This is a genomic window from Paenibacillus sp. Y280 (assembly GCF_056786335.1).
Map to the genome: position 1 here is coordinate 120,796 of NZ_JBXCIW010000012.1, position 23,027 is coordinate 143,822.

19 protein-coding genes and 1 other RNA gene are annotated in these 23,027 nt (G+C 47.2%); 4 read left to right on the plus strand and 16 right to left on the minus strand.

The genetic code is table 11. The annotated features are described in order from the left end of the window. Nucleotide 1 precedes the first annotated feature (1 nt). From AC1TPC_RS16790 to AC1TPC_RS16800, 3 genes are all read right to left on the minus strand, one after another. Nucleotides 2-2,218, minus strand: coding sequence for a hypothetical protein (locus AC1TPC_RS16790; protein WP_482067968.1), 2,217 nt, complete (start codon nt 2,216-2,218; stop codon nt 2-4). 787 nt (nt 2,219-3,005) lie between these two features. After that, nucleotides 3,006-3,203, minus strand: a complete 198-nt coding sequence (locus tag AC1TPC_RS16795) for a hypothetical protein (RefSeq protein WP_482067969.1) — start codon at nt 3,201-3,203, stop codon at nt 3,006-3,008. Between the two features lie 84 nt (nt 3,204-3,287). Beyond that, complete coding sequence (locus AC1TPC_RS16800) at nt 3,288-3,827, minus strand: DUF6155 family protein (protein WP_482067970.1); 540 nt, start codon at nt 3,825-3,827, stop codon at nt 3,288-3,290. A 91-nt stretch (nt 3,828-3,918) separates the two neighbouring features. Here AC1TPC_RS16800 and AC1TPC_RS16805 point away from each other — a divergent pair, with 91 nt between their 5' ends. Together AC1TPC_RS16805 and AC1TPC_RS16810 are read left to right on the plus strand one after the other, a co-directional pair. Continuing rightward, nucleotides 3,919-6,363, plus strand: coding sequence for a TOTE conflict system archaeo-eukaryotic primase domain-containing protein (locus AC1TPC_RS16805; protein ID WP_482067971.1), 2,445 nt, complete (start codon nt 3,919-3,921; stop codon nt 6,361-6,363). 434 nt (nt 6,364-6,797) lie between these two features. Continuing rightward, on the plus strand, nt 6,798-7,229 hold the full coding sequence (locus AC1TPC_RS16810) for a helix-turn-helix transcriptional regulator (RefSeq protein WP_482067972.1): 432 nt from the start codon (nt 6,798-6,800) through the stop codon (nt 7,227-7,229). On the opposite strand, the gene AC1TPC_RS16815 is transcribed toward AC1TPC_RS16810, so the two are convergent. Further along, entirely contained in the window at nt 7,133-8,185 is a 1,053-nt protein-coding gene (locus AC1TPC_RS16815) for a phosphatidylglycerol lysyltransferase domain-containing protein (protein ID WP_482068014.1), read from the minus strand. The two genes, AC1TPC_RS16810 and AC1TPC_RS16815, sit on opposite strands and share 97 nt — an antisense overlap. A 219-nt stretch (nt 8,186-8,404) precedes the next feature. Between AC1TPC_RS16815 and AC1TPC_RS16820 the strand changes: the two genes are divergently transcribed. After that, entirely contained in the window at nt 8,405-8,689 is a 285-nt protein-coding gene (locus AC1TPC_RS16820) for a hypothetical protein (RefSeq protein ID WP_482067973.1), read from the plus strand. A gap of 156 nt (nt 8,690-8,845) precedes the next feature. Continuing rightward, entirely contained in the window at nt 8,846-9,268 is a 423-nt protein-coding gene (locus AC1TPC_RS16825; protein ID WP_482067974.1) for a CHRD domain-containing protein, read from the plus strand. 119 nt (nt 9,269-9,387) lie between these two features. Here AC1TPC_RS16825 and AC1TPC_RS16830 read toward each other — a convergent pair whose 3' ends face one another. The 12 genes from AC1TPC_RS16830 to gpmI all read right to left on the minus strand — a co-directional run bounded on the left by AC1TPC_RS16830 (nt 9,388) and on the right by gpmI (nt 23,027). Further along, nucleotides 9,388-11,139, minus strand: coding sequence for a putative bifunctional diguanylate cyclase/phosphodiesterase (locus AC1TPC_RS16830; protein WP_482067975.1), 1,752 nt, complete (start codon nt 11,137-11,139; stop codon nt 9,388-9,390). 267 nt (nt 11,140-11,406) lie between these two features. Next, complete coding sequence (locus tag AC1TPC_RS16835) at nt 11,407-12,585, minus strand: beta-ketoacyl synthase N-terminal-like domain-containing protein (RefSeq protein WP_482067976.1); 1,179 nt, start codon at nt 12,583-12,585, stop codon at nt 11,407-11,409. Nucleotides 12,586-12,928: 343 nt separating this feature from the next. After that, nucleotides 12,929-13,321, minus strand: a complete 393-nt coding sequence (locus AC1TPC_RS16840) for a type II toxin-antitoxin system death-on-curing family toxin (protein ID WP_482067977.1) — start codon at nt 13,319-13,321, stop codon at nt 12,929-12,931. Nucleotide 13,322: 1 nt separating this feature from the next. After that, nucleotides 13,323-13,616, minus strand: a complete 294-nt coding sequence (locus AC1TPC_RS16845; protein WP_482067978.1) for an AbrB/MazE/SpoVT family DNA-binding domain-containing protein — start codon at nt 13,614-13,616, stop codon at nt 13,323-13,325. Between the two features lie 148 nt (nt 13,617-13,764). Then, nucleotides 13,765-14,130: a transfer-messenger RNA gene (ssrA, locus tag AC1TPC_RS16850) on the minus strand. A gap of 264 nt (nt 14,131-14,394) precedes the next feature. Beyond that, on the minus strand, nt 14,395-14,874 hold the full coding sequence (gene smpB / locus AC1TPC_RS16855) for an SsrA-binding protein SmpB (protein WP_053373226.1): 480 nt from the start codon (nt 14,872-14,874) through the stop codon (nt 14,395-14,397). A 296-nt stretch (nt 14,875-15,170) separates the two neighbouring features. Continuing rightward, nucleotides 15,171-15,371 (minus strand): cold-shock protein, encoded by a 201-nt coding sequence (locus tag AC1TPC_RS16860; RefSeq protein WP_028609190.1) that lies wholly within the window; start codon nt 15,369-15,371, stop codon nt 15,171-15,173. Nucleotides 15,372-15,629: 258 nt separating this feature from the next. After that, nucleotides 15,630-18,761: a ribonuclease R gene (gene rnr / locus AC1TPC_RS16865; RefSeq protein WP_482067979.1), complete on the minus strand. Its 3,132-nt coding sequence runs from the start codon at nt 18,759-18,761 to the stop codon at nt 15,630-15,632. Nucleotides 18,762-18,930: 169 nt separating this feature from the next. Continuing rightward, nucleotides 18,931-19,167: a preprotein translocase subunit SecG gene (gene secG / locus AC1TPC_RS16870; protein ID WP_169091086.1), complete on the minus strand. Its 237-nt coding sequence runs from the start codon at nt 19,165-19,167 to the stop codon at nt 18,931-18,933. Nucleotides 19,168-19,266: 99 nt separating this feature from the next. After that, nucleotides 19,267-20,034, minus strand: a complete 768-nt coding sequence (locus AC1TPC_RS16875) for a sugar phosphate isomerase/epimerase family protein (protein WP_482067980.1) — start codon at nt 20,032-20,034, stop codon at nt 19,267-19,269. Between the two features lie 135 nt (nt 20,035-20,169). Then, entirely contained in the window at nt 20,170-21,462 is a 1,293-nt protein-coding gene (gene eno, locus AC1TPC_RS16880; RefSeq protein WP_482067981.1) for a phosphopyruvate hydratase, read from the minus strand. 26 nt (nt 21,463-21,488) lie between these two features. Continuing rightward, entirely contained in the window at nt 21,489-23,027 is a 1,539-nt protein-coding gene (gene gpmI, locus AC1TPC_RS16885; protein ID WP_482067982.1) for a 2,3-bisphosphoglycerate-independent phosphoglycerate mutase, read from the minus strand.

A 23,027-nucleotide genomic window follows, 5' to 3' on the forward strand; every position in this document is an offset into this window, starting at 1 on the left:
TTTAGGGGTAACTTATCAGGACGAAGGCAGGCTGAGAGTCAGCGTCGGCATCTATGGACATTTCATCATAATAGCCCTCTGCTAAGGAACGGTGCACACGGAGAGATCGCAGATCAATCTTCACAATCTCGGTATACATCTTCGTCCTTGCGATCTTGCCTTCCTCTTGAAGCCGATATCGATCATTCTCGTTGCTGCGCAGCATAAAGTACAAATGGCCCCCATGCTTAATAAGCTCGCCAATGTCCGCATAGTTTTGCCGAAAGATCGTTTTCACCTCATTCCGCTTCCAATCAATTCCGAGAATGCGATAGCCCTGCACAAGGTAAAAGACATCTGTCGCCTCGTCGATGATCAAACTATTTTCCCCTTGTGTCGTACGGTCATAGATGCCATCAGGCTCAGAACGCGGGAACGCTAAAGAGCTAAGCCACTTTCCTTGCCGGTCAAAACGCTCTAAACGGCGGTCAAGCAACACAATGACCTCGTCTTCATAGGGAACAATCCGCACACCCGCTATCGCGTTCTCATTATAACCGATGTAGAATGAACGATACTCCCGCTTCCCTTCATCATACTGATATAAATAACCGTTAAGATAGTACCACGTGAGCCCGCTTTGCCGATCTTGATACCACTCCTGGGGGTGAAAATGCTCGAACACCGTCTTTTTCATACCGGCTGTAAATTGAAACGGTTGCGGCTTGGCACTCATTTGCTTCAATGCCATATCTGTGGAGTAGCGGTAGGCAGTTGAAGCGATATGCAATTGCTCTCCTTCAAGCGTAAGCTGATACGGAGCTGCAACTTCGAGTCTTGTCTCGATCTCCAGCTTATCATTCAGCATGAGCACCCGAGAGCCTTCCGTATCCGCAACGATCCATCCGTCATTCACGCGAACGTAATCTCTGGCTCCGCGACCGGCAAACCCTTCTCCAGTAGTAACAGAGACCGTTATCGGCAACTCGCCGATTTTTACAAGTTTGTTGTCTTTGTACTCGTAGAAATGCCGGTCAACGAGCACATACCACCGGGAACCGAGCTTACGGTATGTCTTCGCAAAACTATAATCTGAATCCTGATGTACCTCGTCTACCGCCTGCTTAACCTTTGCTGGAACTGAAGCGTTTGTATTATCCTCCTCGAAGCTCCATTCCAGGACATCGTGACTAACCCAATCAAAGGAATAGGGCGGCCGATCTTCTTGCTTAACGGTGACATCGTTTATAGAGGACGCCCAGATCGCTTCCGGAATTGAATCCTCGGTATGAATGAGATCATGCCAGGAAATATATTTTGTTTCCCCATTTAATTCAAATTCCATGAACGACCCTTTAGCAGTTACAAGCCTTGCACCTTGGGTTGAGAATTGCGTGTATATTGGCGGGTTAAGTTCTTTCGCGTCCCCGTCCTTGTACTGAATAACCTCCAACCGGTCAGGCGAAGCATACGTGAACGTACGGGGATTCAGCGCTTGCCAATCTTTCTGCCACAATCTTGGCTCTGCCGGAAGCAAGGAGCTAAAACCATTGTTGATAAACGTCCATGCTTCCTGCCCGTCCTGGCTGCGGAAACGTCCCAAGAACTGCGGGGAATCCTCCAGAAAGGTCACCCGTTTGGCGTCAATCAGCTCATAACCGGTATAGCGCCACGCATCATTATTAGGTTCTGGGATATAAACAATGCTGCCATTCTCATCGGTGAAAGAGTATATTGAAGTCCCTTGAAACGATTGAGTATCAGAGAAGTAACGCAAGCCCTGTACCTTTGCCGGCATTTTCATTGTAGCATCATCCATGAACTCCCTATTCAAAGATACCCACTCATTGCTGGAAGGATCAAAAATATGCTCCGAGAAGCCTGGTCCATTGAGCACCTTGACGAAGAATAGACGCGGTTCCTCTGCCGCCGTCATGGTTAGCACCTCTTGCGGCCCAAAAAATAATTCCTGCTGAGCAATCACGACTGGCTTAGGCTCTATACGAACAGCCATCCAATCTCCTCGTCGTCCCTCTTTCCCGGAACCCTCCTCTAAAAGCTGGGTGCCAATGAGCATATACTGTCCATTCAGCCATGCCTGCGCAGCCAGCGGTTTCTTCCATTCGTGCAGCACTTCCTTACCCGCTCCGTCCGAGATGTTGTAGAGATGAAGATCCTGCACATAAATCGTTTGCGGACCTCGCTTCCACAGCACCTGAGGCTCCTTCTTGTCTGTCATAAATTCGCCTTCCAGGGGCTTCCAAGCACTTTCTCCTGCATCAGGAGATTGTACAGAAGGTGCGGGCTCCACAGCAGGTACATGATTGTCTTTCTTATTAACTATTGAGAAGAACAATACAATGGAAAGCGTTATAACGATAATACAACCCATTATGATGAAAGATCGCCTACGCTGTTTCATGACAGCCACCCCTTTTATCCATCCCAATATAGCCACATCCATTAGACGAAATTAATTGGAAAAAGTTTCAATAAGGAGGGGTGGAAGGGAAGTCGTCTATTCCTTGCTGTCCCCATACCAAAGAACCAATAGAATCATCTACACATCCTCCGATCTAATTATTGTCGTCCACAAGAAAAAATACCATGCCCAAAATCATTAGACACAGCGCTTCCGTTTAAAAGAATACTTTAAGGCTTTAGCCTTTACTGTTGCTTATTAAAACTTGTTCGAGATGTATCCATAAAAAGCAAAAACCCACAACCTCTTACGGTTGTGGATTTATGGTGGAAGCGAACCGTGGCTGTGCAAAACTACAATTTGGCGGGGATTGTTGCTGGAATTGTATGAGATATCCACACTTGAAGCTACCCGATTAATTCCCTTATTTGCCTTACAGCCTCTCGTCCGGCAGACAGGTCTGCACTTCTGGGATCTTCCGGGTTAATCCTTTTGGCAATCTGGTCAGGATCAATAATGGTTCCAACATAATCCCTCATTTGAAGGCTGATTGTACTTTTCCCGGCTCCATTAGTGCAGCAAAACCGTCATTACGGACTCAAGTTCAGTCATGACTAACAAGCTCAGTACGATTTCCGGCTAAATCGTAAGTAATCTCGAATTTTTGTCCTGTAGCATCTTCACGTATCCTTTTGCCGTCCTTTATATAATAAATGGAGGCTCCAGCCTTTTTAGCCTCTGCGACTGCATGCTGATTGGCCTTTTTCAATAACCGTTGCCATTCTTCTCTTTGGGGCAGCATTAGGATAGCACTTCGCTCAGATTTCGATTTTTATTTATAATATTATGACACAATCCTTGCGGTTAAATAATTCGTCCGTATTCGCTACTCAAGGTGTTCTTCATCCATGTGTCCCAAATAGTCATGATACAAATCCATCATATCAAATCCAAAACCCCAGCCAATATCCTGACTGCTCTGCATCAATTTTTTGCATCGATCTACAAACTTGTCTTCTAATTGATTGTTTACAATATACTTTAAGGCTTGTTCATATATGCTTGCTATAGTATGGTAGAATTTTTGATCAATGTCTCCAAATGAAAGTGTGAAGTCCACTCCACATTCCACTGTAAAAACCATTATTTCTGCAATTTGCTCCTTGTTGTTTGAAACATTACTAAAGTCCTTTATTGCTTTCTTCACAATCGGGTACCGCAAAATCTCTCCCTTGTGGCCAAATTCCTTCTCAATAATTTTCTTATACTTGCCTAAGACCTCGCCTTGATCAGGAAATAACACTGAAAAATAATGTTCTTGAATGATCGGGTATTTCTTGACCAAATTCAAGATTTCAGCCTCAAGCTCTTCCCTCGTAAAATTGTTCAAATGCTTTTTAATGGTTGAGTTTCTTAATTTCAGCATGATGTTAATCCCCTTAATCAGGTTATAATTCCCAGCATTATTACTCTACAGCTTACAAGGTATAATATAAATAAAACGCGAGGACTAAGCAATGGACAATATGGAGGATAAGTATAACGCGGCTCTAGCGCATATTGAAGAACTTAAGCTGGAAATCTCCCGGTTGAGAAATCTCCTGGGACTTAGTGATGATGAAAATATAACAAGTACAAATGTACAAATAATGTCTTATTCCACCTCCCCGGCAAAAGAAAGCAAGGAGACAACTGGTGGAGAGACCAATGTTCACCAGTACTCTACGGTAGGGGATAAGCTCGCCTTATATAGAAGTTATTTTCGAGGCAGAGATGATGTATATCCGATTCGCTGGAGCAACAAACAAGGCAAGTCCGGATACTCGCCCGCCTGCGCCAATGAGTGGACTTCCGTTTGCGAGAAACCCAGAGTAAAATGCTCCGTCTGCAAACACCAGAGCTTCATGCCTCTTACAAACGAAGTGCTGTCAGCCCATTTAGATGCAAGACAGGACCGAACGATTGGTATATATCCAATGCTGCCCGATGAGACCTGCTGGTTTTTGGCCATGGATTTTGACAAACACGATTGGAAGCAGGATGTTGCTGCCGTGATGCAGCTATGCACAAGTCATGAAATACCCGCACTGTTGGAGCGCTCACGTTCCGGCAATGGTGGCCACATTTGGATTTTCTTCAGTCAAAATATTGAAGCGGCTACAGCCAGAAGATTGGGAATGACTTTGCTGAGTTTAACCATGAACAAAAGATATCAGCTCGGCATGGAATCCTATGACCGTCTGTTTCCCAATCAGGATACACTGCCCAAAGGCGGATTCGGGAACCTCATTGCTCTTCCGCTTCAAGGCGGACCACGTAAACAGGGAAACAGCGTCTTTGTTGATGAACACTTTGAGCCCTATGCTGACCAATGGGGTATATTATCCGGACTTGGCAAACTAACCGAGGATGAGGTGAAGCAATTTATATACAAGCATGGGGAACATAGACTGTTCAACAATGACACCCTGATTGCAGAAACTGACGATAAATTGGCCGGAATGGCAGAGGAACAGCGTAAATATATTCATGAGCAGCCGATTTTGATGAAATCATTGCCTTCTGAAATACAGATTCTACAATCAGATCGACTTTATTTTCCTAAATCCGGACTTCCTTCAAGTGCCGTTCATTCTCTGATTAAACTTGCATCGTTCTCGAACCCCGATTTTTATAAAGCACAAGCTATGCGGCTCTCCACCTACGGTAAACCTCGGGTTATCTCATGCGCAGAGGATCTGGAGAATCATATAGCTCTTCCAAGGGGATGCTTGCTGGATTTAATATCCTTTTTTGAGCAAAATCAAGTTAAAGTATTACTTGACGATCAACGTTCGTCTGGAACTTCAATAGAGGCAGAGTTCACCGGTACGCTGACTACTCTTCAGGATACTGCAGCCAGAGCAATTCTAAACCGGGAAATAGGCGTTCTCGCGGCGGCAACCGCATTCGGTAAAACGGTCGTAGCCGCCAGCATCATCGCGTCAAGAAAGACAAATACCCTTATTTTGGTGCACCGCCGGGAGCTTATGGAGCAATGGCAGGAACGTTTGCAAACCTTTTTGAAAATCCCCAAACAAGCAATCGGTATGATTGGCGGCGGCAAAAATAAACGAACCGGCATTATCGACATTGCTGTCATTCAGAGCCTCAACTATAAAGGGAATGTTAAACCCTTCGTAAGTGAATACGGTCAAGTCATTGTGGATGAGTGCCATCACGTATCAGCCTACAGCTTCGAACAGGTTCTACGGGAAGTCCGCGCAAAGTATGTATTTGGCTTAACTGCCACCCCTAAACGTCAGGACGGACAAGAAGCTATCGTACGATTCCAGCTTGGACCAGTGCTATTGAAGGTGGATGCTAAAACTTTAAGCAGCTCCAGAGGATTTACACTAAGAGTCATTCCCCGGTATACCCATTTTCAGCTTACACCTGGAAAAGCGGTTACCGGTATTCAGGATATTTATCAGCAGCTTGTAGATAACGAGGAGCGCAACACGCTTATTTTTGACGATTTGCTTATCTGCCTGAATGAAGGCCGCTCTCCGCTGCTGCTGGTTGAACGGACTGCTCATGCTGAATATTTTGCAGAGAGATTGCAAGCCTTTGCCAAAAACGTAATTGTGCTTAGAGGCAGAATGGGAAAAAAGCAGAGAGAAGCTCTACGCGCCCAAATCGCATCTATTCCGGATGATCAAGAACGGGTAATCATCGCTACCGGCAGGCTGATAGGCGAAGGCTTCGATGACGCCAGACTGGACACCTTGTTCCTTGTCCATCCCATCTCTTGGTCAGGCACCTTGCAGCAATATGCAGGCCGCTTGCACCGAAGTCATGCCAATAAAGAAGAAGTGAAAATATATGACTATATCGATCTTCAGGTGCCTATGTTGATGGCGATGTTCAAGAAAAGAGTGAAGGGTTATCGGAAGATGGGGTATAAGGGGGCGGAGTTGTAGAAAAGTGCATAAAAATAGAATGGGCGTGTTGAACCCCTTTCCCTAAAATGGCCTTAATGCCTTTCTGGGAAAGGGATTCTAGAAACTGAACCGTGGCTGTGTAAAACCACAATTCGCCGGAGTGTAATGGTTAGGATGTTTGGGGAGGTGGCGTAATGCTCATCTATTCAGTGTGGGGAGTTCTGCCACGAGGATAAAATGACGCAGATCTTCGAGAGCATAGAGCAGCTGCTTCATGATTTTGACGGGATCACGCTTTCGATGGGGTTGGTCATTGCGTCAGCATGAAAGCGGTAAGTCATTCCTATAACTATGCTTGCAACGCCAAAAGCTACAAATTTTATTCAGGGAATAACTCGATTATTCATATAAACGATATTATGGACGCCGGCGCCGCCGACAAATGAGCGATATGGAGGGGACCGCAAGGCTCGTTGAATTACAAAAGCTTTTCGCTTGCCGATAATGCTAATAAGGTTTTTATATCGCCCAGCTATATTTGTGCTGTGTTTAAGCGAGAAACGGGAAACACCATTAATGAAAACATCATCGAAACGAAAATGAATTCAGCGAAAAAAATGCTGAAAAGCACAAAAATGAACGTGCTTGAAATTGCTGAGCAATTGGGATATGAGAACTCCCATTATTTCAGTTATTCGTTTAAAAGTACACCGGCGAAACTCCACAGCATTATAGAAGCAGATTTGTTTCTCAATCTTAATGACCGAATGAAGAAGCCCTCCGGCAGCGGAGGGCTTCTTGACGCGATTCAGGCTCTCTTGCGCAAAATCGATTTTTCCTCGTTACGGTCCGGAAGCGTATACTGCTCCGCCGCCTTGCCGGCATATGGCCGGTGGATAATGTAAGCGAGCGAAGCGAGCGTAACGGGCAAGGTGGCGGGAGGATAAGCCAGATAGACGGACTCCCACCTTGGGGCGAATTTGTTCTTGTACTCGTAAAGCCCCTTGAAATTGTACAGCTTGCAGCCGTATTTGTAGAACAGCTTGGTCAGAAGCAGCTCGTCGGCGCCTGCAAGCGGAGCCATGCCCAGGCTGCATACGTCGTAGCCCTGCTCTTTGGCCCACATAAACAGGGACAGAAACAGAAAGTCCATCGTGCCGTGCGGGCAGTCTTTCGTATAGCGCATCAGGTCGATGGTTAGCTGACGGCGCACGTCCGTGCCGCGGGACGCCTTGTGCGGCCGGTGATCCCCCGCCAGCGAGACGAACGCTTCCTCGCAGCCATCCGGACCCACCAGCACGGCCACCGGAAACCGGCAGACATATTCGGGCGAGAAGGAGCCTACGGAGAAGCTTTTTTCCTTCCGGCCTCCGAGCCAATCGTCGGATATGGCTTGCAGGCGGCTCAGGAAGGAAGCGGCGTAAGGCGGGGAATGCACCTTCAGGGAGTAGTCGCCCCGCGCAAATTTATTGATGCGGGTGCGCAGTTTCAGCCATTTTTTTCCGTTCAGATGAAAATCCGGCAGGTCGACTTGCGCTTCCTCTCCGAATTTGGCGCATAGGAGCCCAAGCTCCTTATAGTAGGGAAGATAGTCGGCTTTCGCCTGATAGAACACCGGCACGCACTTGATCCTGCTGCAGTCGGCCATAAATTGCACGAGCACCCTGCGCACGGCTTCGGGGCTCCCGATCGGGTCGCCAAGCACGATTCTTCGTTTGCCGGCTGAGCGGTATACGATCAGCGCCTCGTGGCCGGCCTCCCAAAACCATTGTTTGTCGCCCAATTCGTACAAATGGGAATGAGAATTATAGCCCAGGCTATCGAGCAGTCGGCGAAGTCTTTGTTCGGAAGTGCGGTCCATCAACAGTAAATCCTCCAAGGTATGCAGTATCCAGGCTGCTTGTATTGTCGATATAATTATACTTGATACTCATCGATTTTGGCATGGAAGATTTAAGAGATGAGAGAGTTCTGACTAGGTCAAGCTTGTTGTATTAATTACAAGAATTGATTTTAGACGATCTGTATTTGACTTCAATGCCTCTTTTATAAGTAGCTTGGCTAGGAGTCTGTCCGACGAATGAGTTTTCAAGAGCCCTCACTTCGAGATAGACTCGTGAATTTGGAGTTTGGGGAGCAATTAGAAGCGCCAACGGTCGGAATTCAATGTTCGGGAGGAGAGATCGTTGCTATCAAATACGATATCCAAGCCTTCCTTAGCATACTCGATCAAGATGTGCCAAACCCTCAGTTGCTTCACTCCATCGCAAGCAATTACAACTCTAAACTGTTCATCAATAGAGACATCGAGAAGATCTATTTAACGCTCCAACTAGCACAGGATGACAAGCTATTGCCAAAATAATTCTGATGCCCTGTGATTGTTACCACACAGGCTTCTATGGTGCAGTCACAGTTTTGATGTCCCCTATAAACTTCATCTTCATTCACTTGAAAAATCTCCAAGCGTTAGACAGATGTACAAACCTCCCCCTTCCTCATCGAATAATATACCTTATTAATGAAAAGAGGGGTGAGGGATATCAGAACGTTTAAAGCAAAATTAAAAGGAAGAAACGAAGTACCTCCTGTAAGGACAATTTCTACAGGAAATGCTGTTTTTCAGCTAAACCGTGATGGTAATAAGTTGTTTTTTAGGTTAGTTATTCAAAATATTAAAAAAGTAACCCAAGCCCATATTCATCTTGGGCGAAGAAATGAAAATGGTCCCGTAGTAGCCTTTCTATTCGGGCCCTCGAAATTTGGCATTTCCGTAAAACGAGGAGTTATTCGGGGAACCCTGACTCAAAATGATTTAGTCGGCCCTCTAAGCGGAAAGACGATCCGTGATCTAGTTCTTCAAATTGAAAGCGGCAATGCATATGTTAATGTACACACCATACAAAATCCAAATGGAGAAATTCGCGGCCAAATCATTTCGTAATTCCAACCACACAAAAAAGCCGACCTCATGCGGTCGGCTTTCTTGATGGTGGAGGCGAGCCGTGGCTGTGTAAAACCACAATTCGCCGCCGTGTAATGCTGCGATTTTTCTGTATACATTCACATCTCAGCAGGTAAGCTGCCCCCTATGATCCACACAATATCCTCAGCCGCCAATGGCCGGCTCAAATAATATCCTTGCACGGCGTCACACTTATACTGTTGTAAAAGCGTGAGCTGTTTGCTCGTTTCGACGCCCTCAGCAATGACCTTGAGTCTTAAAACATGGGCCATCGCGATAATCGCCTGTACGATCGCATTATCTTCTTCCGAATTGGTTATGTCGTTGGTAAACGACCTGTCGATCTTCAAGGTATCAATAGGCAATTGCTTTAAATACCCGAACGAAGAATAACCTGTCCCAAAATCGTCAATCGAAATGCCGATTCCCATATTTTTTATATCCGTTAATTTTTGTATGAAATTATCCATATTGTTCATTGCCATACTTTCCGTAATTTCGATCTCCAGAAACTGCGGATCAAGTCCGGTTTCATTCAATACCCGCTTTACCATCTCTACTAAATTTTCCTGCTTCAACTGCATCATCGACAGGTTAACCGCTACAGACAGGTTTTGAGTCATTTTATTATTGTGCCATTCTTTGCATTGCGCACATGCCTTGTATAGCACCCATTGACCAATTGGAACAATTAATCCCGTCTCTTCAGCTAAAGGAATAAACTCATCGGGAGCGACAAATCCCAATTCCGGATGTTGCCAACGGATTAAAGCCTCGACCCCGATCATCCCTCCTGTTTTCAAATCTACCTTTGGTTGATAATGCAGAACAAATTGATCGTTCTCCAAGGCTGCGCGAAGGGCATTTTCCATGTTGAGCTTTTGAAGGCTCTGAATCCCCATCCTCTCATTAAAGAATTGATAGGTGTTCTTCCCTTTTTCTTTGGCGCGGTACATGGCCGTATCGGCATTTTTTATCAGGATGTCCACTTGGTCACCGCAAGACGGATATAAACTGATGCCAATGCTCGGGGTGACATATAATTGATGTCCGTGCAATGTGAAGGGTTTGTTAATCGCATTCAAAACATCCTGCACTGCTTGTTCTGCTTCCCGATGCGTAAGACCGGGCAATAAAAACGTAAACTCGTCCCCCCCTTGGCGTGAAACCGTATCTTGCTTACGCAAGCAACCGGTTATTCTCTCAGCTACATGCTGTAGCAGCAGATCTCCAACATTGTGTCCCAATGTGTCATTGATAAGCTTAAAGCGGTCCAAATCCATATACATAACCGCAATGCTGTGGCCGCTTCGCTTCGCCTCTTCTAATGCTAGGGTTAACCTGTTTTTGAATAATCTTTGGTTAGGCAGTCCCGTTAATGCATCATGATAAGCCATATGCCTGACAATTTTCGTATGCATGTAAGTGAAAGCGCTGAAAGTTGTAACCGCAAAAATCATCACGGCAATAGCACTCGGGAACAATCTGCTTCCTGGGAAAAGATTCAATATCCCAACCCCATACCCAATCGCTACGGCTGAACTAAAAACAAGCAGAAAAACACGTTTATTCGGATCCGATATTCTCAAGCTGATCGAAAAGGAAATCAATAAACTAATCATAAACAGCAGCACGTTTACAATAAAAAGACCAGCCCAAGATCCGTTAGCCGGAAACATAAAATCAGTAGATCGGTCCGCCTGGACAAGATATATGCCCTCGATCCCAAACTTCGTCCACCCGGCGAGATACACAATCAGCCCCCAGGCAAAGATCAGATACACCATGGTCTTATGCACGGCAAAGCGAAGCCATAAGGGTTTCCGATCCTCTGCCACTTCCTTGGACATACTGTATGCAACATAGAACAGACAGGGAGTAAGCATAATCGGACCAATGCGGAAGAGGCGAAATAAAATTTCAACTACCGTTTCAGGCAGAAGATGATGCGCATATAAAGAAGCTGAATCCAGCTCCCACATCGAAGCAAAAAATAAAAACCAAAATATAGCTTTCGCCATCTCTGTCTTCTCGAAAATATATAACGTGATCAATCCGACGACAAATGGAACTAAAGCAATAATAAAAAGCAATAAGAGAAACACGGAGACCACCTCTTAGCTAATCTTGGTGACAAATAAACAAGTATCATTACCTCCGTATCCATGTGTTGTAATCGCTACACTGTGAATATCTCGATATTGGGTTTCAAGCACGAGAGGCAGTTCTTCAAATCCTTCAGCCCTAGTTTTAATGGTCGGAGGTATAAAGCCGTACTCCATACTCAGCAGAGACGATATCACCTGAATGACCCCCATCGCCCCGAGCATATGTCCTGTCATCCCTTTAATCGAAGTAATCGGCACGGATTGGCCGAATAACGTCTGATGCACCGTACGATCGATCCTGTCATTCACCGTTAAGCCAAGAGCTTGGCTGTTCACGTAGGACGGAGTATGTTCGCCTACTGCGGCCTTAAGACATTTCAGCATACTTTGTCCCGTTTCATCGCTTTGATAAATGGACTTTCCCTCGTTAAGGGAAGCAACCCCTTCTAATACCCCGTAAATTGACGCGCCTCTCGCTTTGGCTTCTTTTTCGCGTTCCAATAGGAGAACGCCCGCTCCTTCCGACATTACGAATCCTTGATGAGCATTGGAGAAAGGAACCCCGGTTTCAAAAACGTCAACATTGGGAGTAACCCCTTGGATTTTTAAAAACCCCTTGAAGCTCCAATCGGTATTCGCTGCATCCGAACCGCCCACCACACAGGCATCAGCTAGTCCGGTTTCAAGAAGCAGCTTCCCTAACAGGATCGCGTCCGAACTCGAAGTACAGCCGGTAGTAATGGTAAAAACCTGACCCTTTATGCCCAAATGATGGGCTACTGCGGCTGATAAACTGTGCGTATTAGCTAATGCCACGCTATGCAAAGGGATTTTCTCATATACCGCTCCACCCGAGGAATATTGCTCTATCTCGGAAATCCCCCCCGCTGAAGTTCCCAAAATGACTGCGATTCGAAGGGAGTCTTTGTCTGTAAATCCGGCCATATCCATCGCATCATCAGCTGCCGACATTGCAAATCGGCTCAACCTTGGATAACGTTTCAGATTTTTCCCGCGAATCACTTTAAAATCATCATCAATAACACCGCAAACCATGTTTAAACCGTTTATCCGGTCTTTCATGACTCGATGAGTACATATTCCATGCTCCAATACCGTTTTGAATTGCATCTTATCTCCTACATTTGGTGCTTTGATCCCATAACCTGTGATGACTACTTTATCCATTTTGACCCTCCCGGGGTAAGACTTAACACAATAAGACTCAAGCATTAAAATTCGACATTTTTCTCCAAAACCCTACTTAATGATAAAAAATAGCAATTAGAGGTCTAAGTCAAACAATGCAATAGGAAAACGGACTGCATCCTTACAACTACTTGATGTACCTGATTGAGCAGGCCACAGACCGCAGAGCCGCTGATGAAAAGCAAAATCCACAACCTCATGCGGTTGTGGATTTACATGGTGGAGGCGAGGGGATTTGAACCCCTGTCCGAAGATCACGCCACACAGGCTTCTACGGGTGTAGTCACAGTTTTGATGTCACCCAGGAGGACGCCCCTATGAATCATCTGTCTACAGAATGTTCTTTCAAAATGTTTGCAGTAGTCTCCAATGAATGAATTCCTTTTGCAATATCTACGATAAACTCCACTGCGTATATACGTTCCATTCTTAGATGTTTTTGATTCAACATAAGGAATGATTTTGTAACCAGATAGGCTGTCCGTTTATTGCCATTGTGGAAGCAATGGTTCTTCACCAGAGACTCTAGTAGGGCAGCAGCTTTGTCAAATAAATTTGGATAAGCATCTTCTCCAAAAACACTTTGCTGAGGTCTATGTACCGCAGATTCCAGTAGGCCGTGAGCCTTCACACCCGCTTGGTCTGCGTCGTTCATTTTCTTCATCATGAAGTAGTGGGCAGAAATAACCTCTTCTTTGGTTAGGAATGTTGTCATTTCATCTATCCCTTAAATCCTCAAGGATACCTTCATCTTCTTCAAACACGTCAAAGAACGCTTCAAGAACTTCTGGTCTTACATTATCGGGGAGCTGAACTTGCCGAACCTTTTTCAATACCACTTCACCACGATCATTTTCAAGAAATTCAATCTCATCGCCTTGTGAGACATTCAACTTTTCAGCCAGACTTTTTGGCAAGCTTACTCCCAAGCTGTTGCCCATTCTTCCGATTTTGCGAGAATAACGCTTCACACTCTGCCTATCATTTGACACTTTGATCACACCATTCATATTTATTCTCCTTCCTATATTATGATCGGCCTTCGACAGGTTATACCTTATAACTGTTATTACTTTTATAACGTATGTACATCTTATCAAAATTCTCAATACTTATAAAGCAAAAACCCGACCTAATGCGGTCGGGTTTCTCATGGTTTGGTGGAGGCGAGGGGATTTGAACCCCTGTCCGAAGATCACGCCACACAGGCTTCTACGGGTGTAGTCACAGTTTTGATGTCACCCAAGCAAACGCCCCGTAACCGGCTTTCGCTAAGGTCAGCCTGATTGTCTTCTTCAGCTCACCGCAGGCGGAGATGAGACAGCGTATTCCACTACTTGTTAGCCCCTATTCCAGTCACATGGACGATGCTGGGTAGAAGCACGCACACAGTTTCTTAGGCTGCGAAAGCGTAGTTTGTTTGTTGTTTGCCGTTTAATAGGCTTTAGCGTTGATGAAGCAGACGACTCCCTGCTACCCGCAACCCGCGCTCGTACAATCCCCGTCGAATCCATAAACGCCCCCAATTTTGCATAAACGGTTAGCTGCCGACCTACACCCGTAAGAGTGACGCTCTGCACTAACGTTTAGCTCAATTGAAGCTTTAGGATTAAGGCGCAGCATCCGTCAGATTGATCATCTGTCAGGCTGTACCGATTGTCTAGCACGATTGCACTTGCTTTGTTTGTGTTGCCTTTGCTACTGCTTTAGTATACCACGAATGGCCAGCTAACGTGCACTAATGTTACTGGCAGCATTGGTTGCTATCTTCCATGGCAATCAAACAGCTTAACGTGCAACCTTCTGCTTCTCGCGAAGGACACGCTGGATATCGCGCTGAGCATCACGCTTAGCTGCCGTATCCCGCTTATCGTATTGCTTCTTACCTTTACCGAGTCCGATCAACAGCTTCGCATATCCATTGCGCACATAGATCTTCAGAGGCACGATTGCATAACCTTCTTGCTTGGACAAGCCAAACAACTTATGAATCTGAGCCTTATGCATCAACAGCTTGCGAGCACGCGTTGGATCAGTAGGATTATGAATGTTCCCTTGCTCGAACGGACTGATATGCATGTTGTGTATGAATATTTCTCCGTTGCGAATCGTCGCAAACGCATCGCTTATGTTCGCTCGACCGTTACGCAGCGATTTAATTTCAGTACCCAGCAGCACCATGCCTGCTTCGAACGTTTCCTCAATGAAATAGTCATGGGAAGCCTTCTTGTTCTGGGCGAGCTGCTTGCCGTCACTTTTCTTACCCATGCTAGTCACCTCGACTTTGTTAAGCTAAAATATTGTTGAAGATACACTGGTGTTCATTGTAACAACTTCTGCAGTGGAAATCAAGGCGGTGGCGGCGAGCCTTTCTATAGGCTGTACCAATTTGGATCGTAATGATCCTTACCTGAAAAAAGCTCAAACCGTTAATCAAATGAACTGATTATTCAAGCAAATTAAGGACATGCTATAACTAAATAATGGAACACACCCATTGAAACACAAAAAAACCGCCCTCAACCCATAAGGTCAAAGGCGGTTTTATCAACGTTCGTAAGCTACTACAGCTTTACAACGTTTTCTGCTTGTGGTCCACGGTTGCCTTGAACAACGTTAAATTCTACGCGTTGTCCTTCTTCAAGAGTTTTGAAGCCTTCGCCAGTGATTGCGGAGAAGTGTACGAATACATCGTTGCCGCCTTCAACTTCGATAAAGCCGAAACCTTTTTCTGCGTTAAACCATTTAACTGTACCTTGTTGCATGTGTAAAAACCTCCAAAAAAATAATATTAATATGCGCCTGGTTTGTCTTTAAACAAAAAATTCACACATTGGAAAGGGTTTCATGACTATAATGACACCCTTTTCAATATGTGAATTCAGGTTCATATTATCGATTGATTTGAGTGTACTATACCCAGAATTAAAAAGCAAGTGACGAGCTTAAATATCTTTTCCCATATCATACAGAACTCGACGACTTCCAATTATGCCATAGAACGGAAGTCGTCGACCTCCTATTTATTTACGATTTTTGCGTACAAAAGCTGCTGTAGAATTCCCGTCTCCGCTTTTCTTCTTCCGTTTGCTCTTGCTTTGGCCGCCGCCTTCACTGCCTTCCACGCTCGGCGCTCCCGCACTCCGCTCGCCGCCATTAAATACACCGCTCGGCGCCGCATTCTTCCGCCTCGCGCCACCATCCTCGCTCCGCCGCTTCTCGGCTCCACGGCCATTGCCGCCTTGCCCGCCGCCTCCGCGGATGGGCAAGCCCCACATATCCGTGCGCGCACCGCGTCCGCGCGGCTGCTCACTGCCTTGGCCCGGCGACATATTCGCCTCTTGCCCCGGCCCGCGCTCCACCGGCGAATGCCCGCCGTCGTTCGCGCCATCTCCGGCTTCGCCTGCGCCTCCCCGGCCGCGCCGCTTGCTACCGCCGCGCCCGCTGTCAGGTGCATCGAGCCTCCAAGGGTTCGATTGCTCTACAATACCAACTACGCTGCGGTCCACGCCGCCGCCAAATCCACCGCGGCCGCCACCGTTTTTGCCGCCTCGCCCCTTGCCTCCGCGATTGCCTTCGCCTGCTGCTCCTTGGCTATTCCCGCCATGGTCTTTGCCTCCGCGATTTCCTTCGCCTGGCGCTCCTTGGCTATTCCCGCCACGGCCCTTGCCTCCGCGATTTCCCTCGCCTGCTGCTCCTTGGCTATTCCCGCCACGGCCCTTGCCGCCGCGATTTCCTTCGCCTGGCGCTCCTTGGCTATTCCCGCCACTGTCTTTGCCTCCTGCACCAGTTGTACGCTCGTCCTTTCCTACGCGACCTCCAACTGCACCAGCTCCACGCTCACCTTTTCCGCCGCGTCCTCCAGCGGCTGCTCCGCCTCTGCCGCCTTTGCCCCGATCGCCGCGAGAGTCGCCACGGTCGCCCGAGCCTCCGCGCCTCTTGCCGCCGCGATCACCGCCGCCAAAGCCAGCTCCAGGTACGCCCTTAAAGCCGCTGCGCGGCATCATATCAACAAGCTCAAAGTCAATCGTATGCTCCGTCATGCTGACTCGCGTTACACGAATCTTCACTTCATCGCCGATTCGGTACACTTTAGACGTACGCTCGCCGACCAAGATCATATGCTGCTCGTGGAAGTTGTAATAGTCATCAGACATATCGCTCAAGCGAATGAGTCCTTCGACCGAATTCTCCAGCTCGATGAACATCCCGAAGCTCGTTACGCTGCTAATAATGCCCTCGAATTCCTCGCCGACCTTATCAAGCATAAATTCGCATTTTTTCAGCTGCTCCGTATCACGCTCCGCATCGACAGCAACCCGCTCGCGCTCCGATGAATGCGTAGCAATTTCCGGCATACGCGCAGTTAACGCCTCATGACGAGCTTCCGTAAGCTGTCCTCTGCCATCCAGCACCTCGCGGATCACGCGGTGGATAACTAAATCAGGATAGCGACGGATCGGCGACGTAAAGTGCGAATAGAATTCAGCCGCTAGGCCGAAATGTCCTAAGCTCTCTGCATCGTATTTAGCCTGCTTCATCGAACGAAGCATAACGGTCGATATAACGGTTGCTTCCTTCGTGCCGCGGATTTCCTCAAGCAGCGTCTGAAGCGCCTTTGGATGAATCGCATTGCCCTTGCCCTTCACCGTATAGCCGAAGTTTGCTGCGAACTGTACGAAATTAAGCAGCTTCTCTTGATTCGGGTCTTCATGGATACGGTAAAGGAAAGGAACGCGCAGCCAGTGAAAATGCTCGGCAACCGTCTCATTCGCTACAAGCATAAATTCCTCGATAATTTGCTCCGCCACCGAACGCTCGCGCTTTATGATGTCAATGGCCTTGCCGTTCTCATCGACGATAACCTTCGATTCCTGAAAATCAAAGTCGATTGCGCCTCGCTTCATTCGCTTGCCTCGCAAACGCATGGCGAGATCTTCCATGAGTCCAAACATGCCGAGCAGATCTGCATACCGCTCTTTAAGCTCCGTTTGCGGCTCCTCTTCCGTTGCCGTCAAAAGCTTCTTCACATTCGTATACGTCATCCGCTCTTTCGTACGGATCACACTCGTAAACACATCATGGCGTACACGCTTTAACGTATCCGCATCAAATTCCATCTCGCAAGAAAGCGTTAGACGATCAACCTGCGGATTGAGCGAGCATATGCCATTCGACAAACGATGCGGCAGCATCGGAATAACGCGGTCAACCAAATAAACGCTGCAGCCTCTTCTGTAAGCTTCTTGGTCAAGCTGTGAATTTTCTTTTACGTAATACCCGACATCTGCAATATGTACACCAAGCAAATAGTTGCCGTTCTCCAGACGCTTCACATGCACCGCATCATCAAGATCCTTCGCATCCTCGCCGTCAATCGTTACGATAACCTCGCCCCGAAGGTCACGTCTGCCCTGCTGCACAATTTCTTCGTCCGTTATTGAGTCCGGCGCCGCTTCAGCCTCAGCCATTACTTCATCCGGGAAGCCCTCTGGCAGCTGATGCTTGCGAATAATCGACAGGATGTCGACACCAGGATCATTCTTATGTCCCAAAATTTCGACAATTTCCCCTTCAGCAGCATTGCGGCCCTCTGGATACGACACAATTTTTACGACTACCTTCTGCCCAGATACAGCCCCTTGGTAGCCACCCTTTGGTATAAAAATATCCCGGTTAATCCGTTTATCATCCGGCACGACGAAGGCATATACCTCATGGTCCTCGAACGTTCCGACGATTTGCGTAACGGCGCGCTCTACAATTCGGACGACCTCACCCTCCATGCGACCGCCATGCTCGCTTCTGGAAGTGACACGAACGAGAATAATATCGCCATTCATCGCGCTCTTCAGATCATTGGCATGCAAATAGACGTCGCCATGCTCCTTCTCATCCGGAATCAGGAAGCCGAAGCCCTTCGCATGGGATTGCAGCTTGCCGCGAAGCAGATTCATTCGTTCCGGCACGCCGTAATGATCATTGGGCGTACGAATGATCTTGCTCTCGTCCTCCAGCTTATTCAGCAGCTTAAGGAATTCCTTGAACTCCGCTGCATCTTCGATACCAAAATGCTTTTCCAGCTCTTGGTATGTCATCGGCTTATAAGCCGTTTCTCTCATAAAATCAAGCAGTTGCTGCTCGTAGATGGTCATTATTGTTTTTTCTCCTCATAAACCTGCGACTGAACATGATTGTCTTTGCAACAGGTTGATAGATTATCATATACCATGTAGTATACACGAAATGTCAGTCGCGCATCCGCGAATATGATGAAAATACAAAAAAAGCGAGGATTATCCTCGCTTTCTGCTTGTGTATTGATTATTGTTTTACGAAGTAAGAGACAACAAGCGCCAATATGAAGAAGCCGATTGCTAAAACAACTGTTAAACGCTGCAAGAACAAATCCAAACCGCGCGCTTTCTGTTTGCCGAACAGGTGCTCAGCGCCGCCCGTAATTGCTCCGGACAAGCCTGCACTCTTACCTTTTTGCAACAAAACAACCGCAATCAGGCCGACAGAAAATATAACGAGCACGATCTTCAATAAGATTTCCATTTATTCCACCTCCAGCATAGGAGCTCCGTAAAAACACGTAGACTGAGTGTACCATAGCTAGGCGCTTTTTACAATAGGACAACCTGCATATGCCATTAATTATGCAAATCCGAACGACTTTATATATTGATAATTGTTTTCTGCGCTCTTCAGCGAGCTCACGTTGAACTGCTCTTGCTCCACGATCAGATATGAGACTCCCGCTGGTTCCAATTCGTCCATAAGCCGATCAAAGCCCACCTCACCCTTGCCAATCTCCGCATCCTTGCGACCTTTCAAGAAGTCCTTCATGTGCACCAAGGGGACGCGGCCTTTATATTTCTTTAGATAATCAGCCGGCTTATAGCCAGCCAAATACATCCAGCCCAAATCGAATTGCACATTCATAAGGTCAGGTGATACCCGTGCCAGTATATGATCGATAATCGGCATTTTATCAACGAGCTTAAACTCAGCATCATGCGTATGGAAAACATACTGCATGCCCGATGCCTTTACCTGTTTGCCGCATTTCGTGAAAATATCGACCAAATGCAGCACATCATCCATCGACGGCTTCTCCGGAAGAGGTGCCCACGGTGTAATGATATATGGGATGCCAATCTCCTTCGCATATTCGATCTGCCCTGCAAAATCAGATTCCATTTGCTTTGAATCGCTATAATTAAGAGGCACATGCGCGGAGCTAGCGATAAGACCAAGTTCGTCCAGCTTGCTCTTCAGCTCAATTGCCGGTGTTTTGAAATAGCCAACAAACTCCACTGCCTTATAACCGAGCTCCGCCACTTTTTCAAGCGTCCCCAAGAAATCAATCTCGGACTGATCTCTAAGCGAGTACATCGAAATGCCTATTACCGGTTTCGCCACGCTTGCCACCGCCTAATCGCTTAATGCTTTGCTTTCTGTTAATGTGAGGCGATCGGCTGCGATCTATTCCACATAAAAAAAGAAGGGCGTGCCCTAATGGGACACACCCTTCTCGATAAGCCGCTAACTAGCGTCTTATTTAAAGTTTTTCAAGTTGTAGAATGCTTGTTTGCCTGCGTATTGAGCAGTTGAACCAAGTTGGTCTTCGATGCGAAGCAATTGGTTGTATTTTGCAACGCGGTCCGTACGGGACGGTGCGCCTGTTTTGATTTGACCAGCGTTTGTAGCTACTGCGATGTCAGCAATTGTGCTGTCTTCGCTCTCGCCTGAACGGTGAGAGATAACTGCTGTGTAACCAGCGCGTTTAGCCATTTCAATTGCATCAAACGTTTCGGTAAGCGTACCGATTTGGTTAACTTTAACCAGGATCGAGTTGCCTACGCCTTTGTCGATACCATCGGATAGACGCTCCGTGTTCGTTACGAACAGATCGTCACCAACGAGTTGTACTTTGCCGCCAAGCTTCTCAGTAAGCAATTTCCAACCATCCCAATCGTCTTCGGAGCAGCCGTCTTCGATTGTAAGGATTGGGTATTTGTCAGCCCATGAAGCAAGAAGGTCAACGAACTCAGCAGGTGTGAACGATTTGCCTTCGCCTGCAAGCACGTATTTGCCGTCTTTGAAGAACTCAGTCGAAGCAACGTCCATACCAAGGAATACGTCAACGCCTGGCTTGTAGCCTGCGCGCTCGATAGCGGAGATGATTGTTGTGATTGCTTCTTCGTTGGAACCAAGGTTAGGAGCAAAGCCGCCTTCGTCGCCTACAGCTGTGTTAAGGCCTTTATCGTGCAATACTGCTTTAAGGTTGTGGAAGATTTCAGCGCCGATACGAAGCGCTTCTTTGAAGTTTTCAGCACCGACAGGAAGAACCATAAATTCTTGAACGTCGATGTTGTTGTCAGCGTGCTCGCCGCCGTTGATGATGTTCATCATTGGAACTGGAAGCGTCTTAGCGTTGAATCCGCCAAGGTAAGTGTAAAGAGGTACATCAAGCGCGTCAGCAGCTGCGCGAGCTACTGCCATCGATACAGCTAGGATCGCGTTAGCGCCAAGCTTAGCTTTGTTTGGTGTACCGTCAAGCTCGATCATTTTACGGTCGATAGCTACTTGATCAAGAGCATCTAGGCCGATGATTTCAGGAGCGATTTCAGTGTTAACATTTTCTACAGCTTTCAAAACGCCTTTACCAAGGTAACGGGATTTGTCGCCGTCACGAAGCTCAACAGCCTCGTAAGCGCCAGTGGAAGCGCCGGATGGAACGATTGCACGGCCTTTGCCGCCGGACTCAAGGGAAACTTCTACTTCAACCGTTGGATTCCCGCGGGAATCCAGTACTTCGCGTGCGTATACATCAACGATAATTGACATGAGAGAAAACACTCCTTTAAAATTTTTTATTTGTTAATTAGAGTAACGCCAGTCATTTCAATCGGCTTAGCCAGCTCAAGCAAATCAAGAAGCGTCGGCGCGATATCGGCAAGAATGCCGCCTTCGCGAAGCGTTTGTCCTGCTTTCGTTACGATAAGCGGAACCGGATTCGTCGTATGTGCCGTAAACGGACGGCCATTCTCATCGAATACCATGTCTGCATTGCCGTGGTCAGCTGTGATGATGCAAACGCCGCCTTTGGCGAGCACCGCTTCAACGACTTTGCCAAGGCATTCATCCGTCGCTTCAACCGCTTTGATCGTTGGCTCCAGCATGCCGGAGTGGCCAACCATATCCGGGTTAGCGAAGTTTAGAATGATTGCATCATGCTTGTCTGATTCAATCTCGCGAACGGTCGACTCGGCAAGCTCATACGCGCTCATTTCCGGCTTCAGGTCGTACGTTGCGACCTTAGGGGAATTGATAAGCACGCGAGTTTCGCCAGGAAGCTCATGATCGCGTCCGCCGCTGAAGAAAAACGTTACATGCGGATACTTTTCGGTTTCTGCAGTACGCAGCTGTGTCTTGTTGTTTTGCACGAGCACTTCGCCAAGCGTATTGTCAAGGTTCTTCGGTGAATACGCTACGAAACCGCCAACGGTTTCACTGAATAGCGTCAAGCAGACGAAATACAGATTAACCGGATGGTTCTCGCCGCGGTCAAAACCGCGGAAGTCCTCATTCGTAAACACTTGCGACAATTGAATCGCACGGTCAGGACGGAAGTTGAAGAAAATAACAGCGTCCTCGGATTCAACAAGACCAACTGGCTTGTTTTCCCCGTCTACGATAACCGTTGGCATAACGAATTCATCATAAACCGATTTCTCGTAGGATTCAACTACCGCTTGAATCGGATCGAAATATTGAGGGCCTTCGCCGTACACCATGGCGCGGTAGGATTTCTCCGTACGCTCCCAGCGCTTGTCGCGGTCCATCGCATAGTAACGGCCTTGGACCGTTGCGATGCGGCCTACGCCAACCTCTTCGATTTTCGCCTGCAGACGCTCTAGGTAACCCTTCGCACTGTCCGGAGACACGTCGCGACCGTCTAGGAAAGCATGAATGTATACTTCCTCAAGCTCTTCCTTCTTCGCTAGATCAAGCAAAGCGAACAAGTGCTCAATGTGGCTGTGTACGCCGCCGTCCGACAGAAGGCCATACAGGTGAAGCTTCTTGCTATTTGTTTTCACATGACGTACGGCGCCAAGAATCGTTTCATTCTCGTAAAACTCACCGTCGCGAATCGACTTGCTGATACGAGTCAAATCCTGATACACGATGCGGCCTGCACCGATGTTCAGATGGCCAACCTCAGAGTTGCCCATTTGACCTTCCGGCAAGCCAACTGCTTCGCCAGATGCCGTCAGTGTCGTATGCGGATAAGTTGACCAGTAACGGTCATAGTTCGGTTTCTTTGCTTGTGCGACCGCATTGCCTGTCACATCATCGCGCAAACCGAAGCCATCAAGAATAATAAGCGCTACAGGTTTCGGAGCAGACAT

Bases quoted from the DNA above. Each gene is read 5' to 3' on its own strand.
- AC1TPC_RS16815 (WP_482068014.1), bottom strand. From the start codon at position 8,185: ATGGACCGCACTTCCGAACAAAGACTTCGCCGACTGCTCGATAGCCTG.
- AC1TPC_RS16800 (WP_482067970.1), bottom strand. From the start codon at position 3,827: ATGCTGAAATTAAGAAACTCAACCATTAAAAAGCATTTGAACAATTTT.
- AC1TPC_RS16790 (WP_482067968.1), bottom strand. From the start codon at position 2,218: ATGACAGACAAGAAGGAGCCTCAGGTGCTGTGGAAGCGAGGTCCGCAA.
- AC1TPC_RS16795 (WP_482067969.1), bottom strand. From the start codon at position 3,203: ATGCTGCCCCAAAGAGAAGAATGGCAACGGTTATTGAAAAAGGCCAAT.
- gpmI (WP_482067982.1), bottom strand. From the start codon at position 23,027: ATGTCTGCTCCGAAACCTGTAGCGCTTATTATTCTTGATGGCTTCGGT.
- AC1TPC_RS16845 (WP_482067978.1), bottom strand. From the start codon at position 13,616: ATGAATGGTGTGATCAAAGTGTCAAATGATAGGCAGAGTGTGAAGCGT.
- AC1TPC_RS16830 (WP_482067975.1), bottom strand. From the start codon at position 11,139: ATGTCCAAGGAAGTGGCAGAGGATCGGAAACCCTTATGGCTTCGCTTT.
- AC1TPC_RS16840 (WP_482067977.1), bottom strand. From the start codon at position 13,321: ATGACAACATTCCTAACCAAAGAAGAGGTTATTTCTGCCCACTACTTC.
- AC1TPC_RS16860 (WP_028609190.1), bottom strand. From the start codon at position 15,371: ATGCAACAAGGTACAGTTAAATGGTTTAACGCAGAAAAAGGTTTCGGC.
- AC1TPC_RS16820 (WP_482067973.1), top strand. From the start codon at position 8,405: ATGAGTTTTCAAGAGCCCTCACTTCGAGATAGACTCGTGAATTTGGAG.
- smpB (WP_053373226.1), bottom strand. From the start codon at position 14,874: ATGGGTAAGAAAAGTGACGGCAAGCAGCTCGCCCAGAACAAGAAGGCT.
- AC1TPC_RS16835 (WP_482067976.1), bottom strand. From the start codon at position 12,585: ATGGATAAAGTAGTCATCACAGGTTATGGGATCAAAGCACCAAATGTA.
- secG (WP_169091086.1), bottom strand. From the start codon at position 19,167: ATGGAAATCTTATTGAAGATCGTGCTCGTTATATTTTCTGTCGGCCTG.
- rnr (WP_482067979.1), bottom strand. From the start codon at position 18,761: ATGACCATCTACGAGCAGCAACTGCTTGATTTTATGAGAGAAACGGCT.
- AC1TPC_RS16805 (WP_482067971.1), top strand. From the start codon at position 3,919: ATGGACAATATGGAGGATAAGTATAACGCGGCTCTAGCGCATATTGAA.
- AC1TPC_RS16825 (WP_482067974.1), top strand. From the start codon at position 8,846: ATGAAAAGAGGGGTGAGGGATATCAGAACGTTTAAAGCAAAATTAAAA.
- eno (WP_482067981.1), bottom strand. From the start codon at position 21,462: ATGTCAATTATCGTTGATGTATACGCACGCGAAGTACTGGATTCCCGC.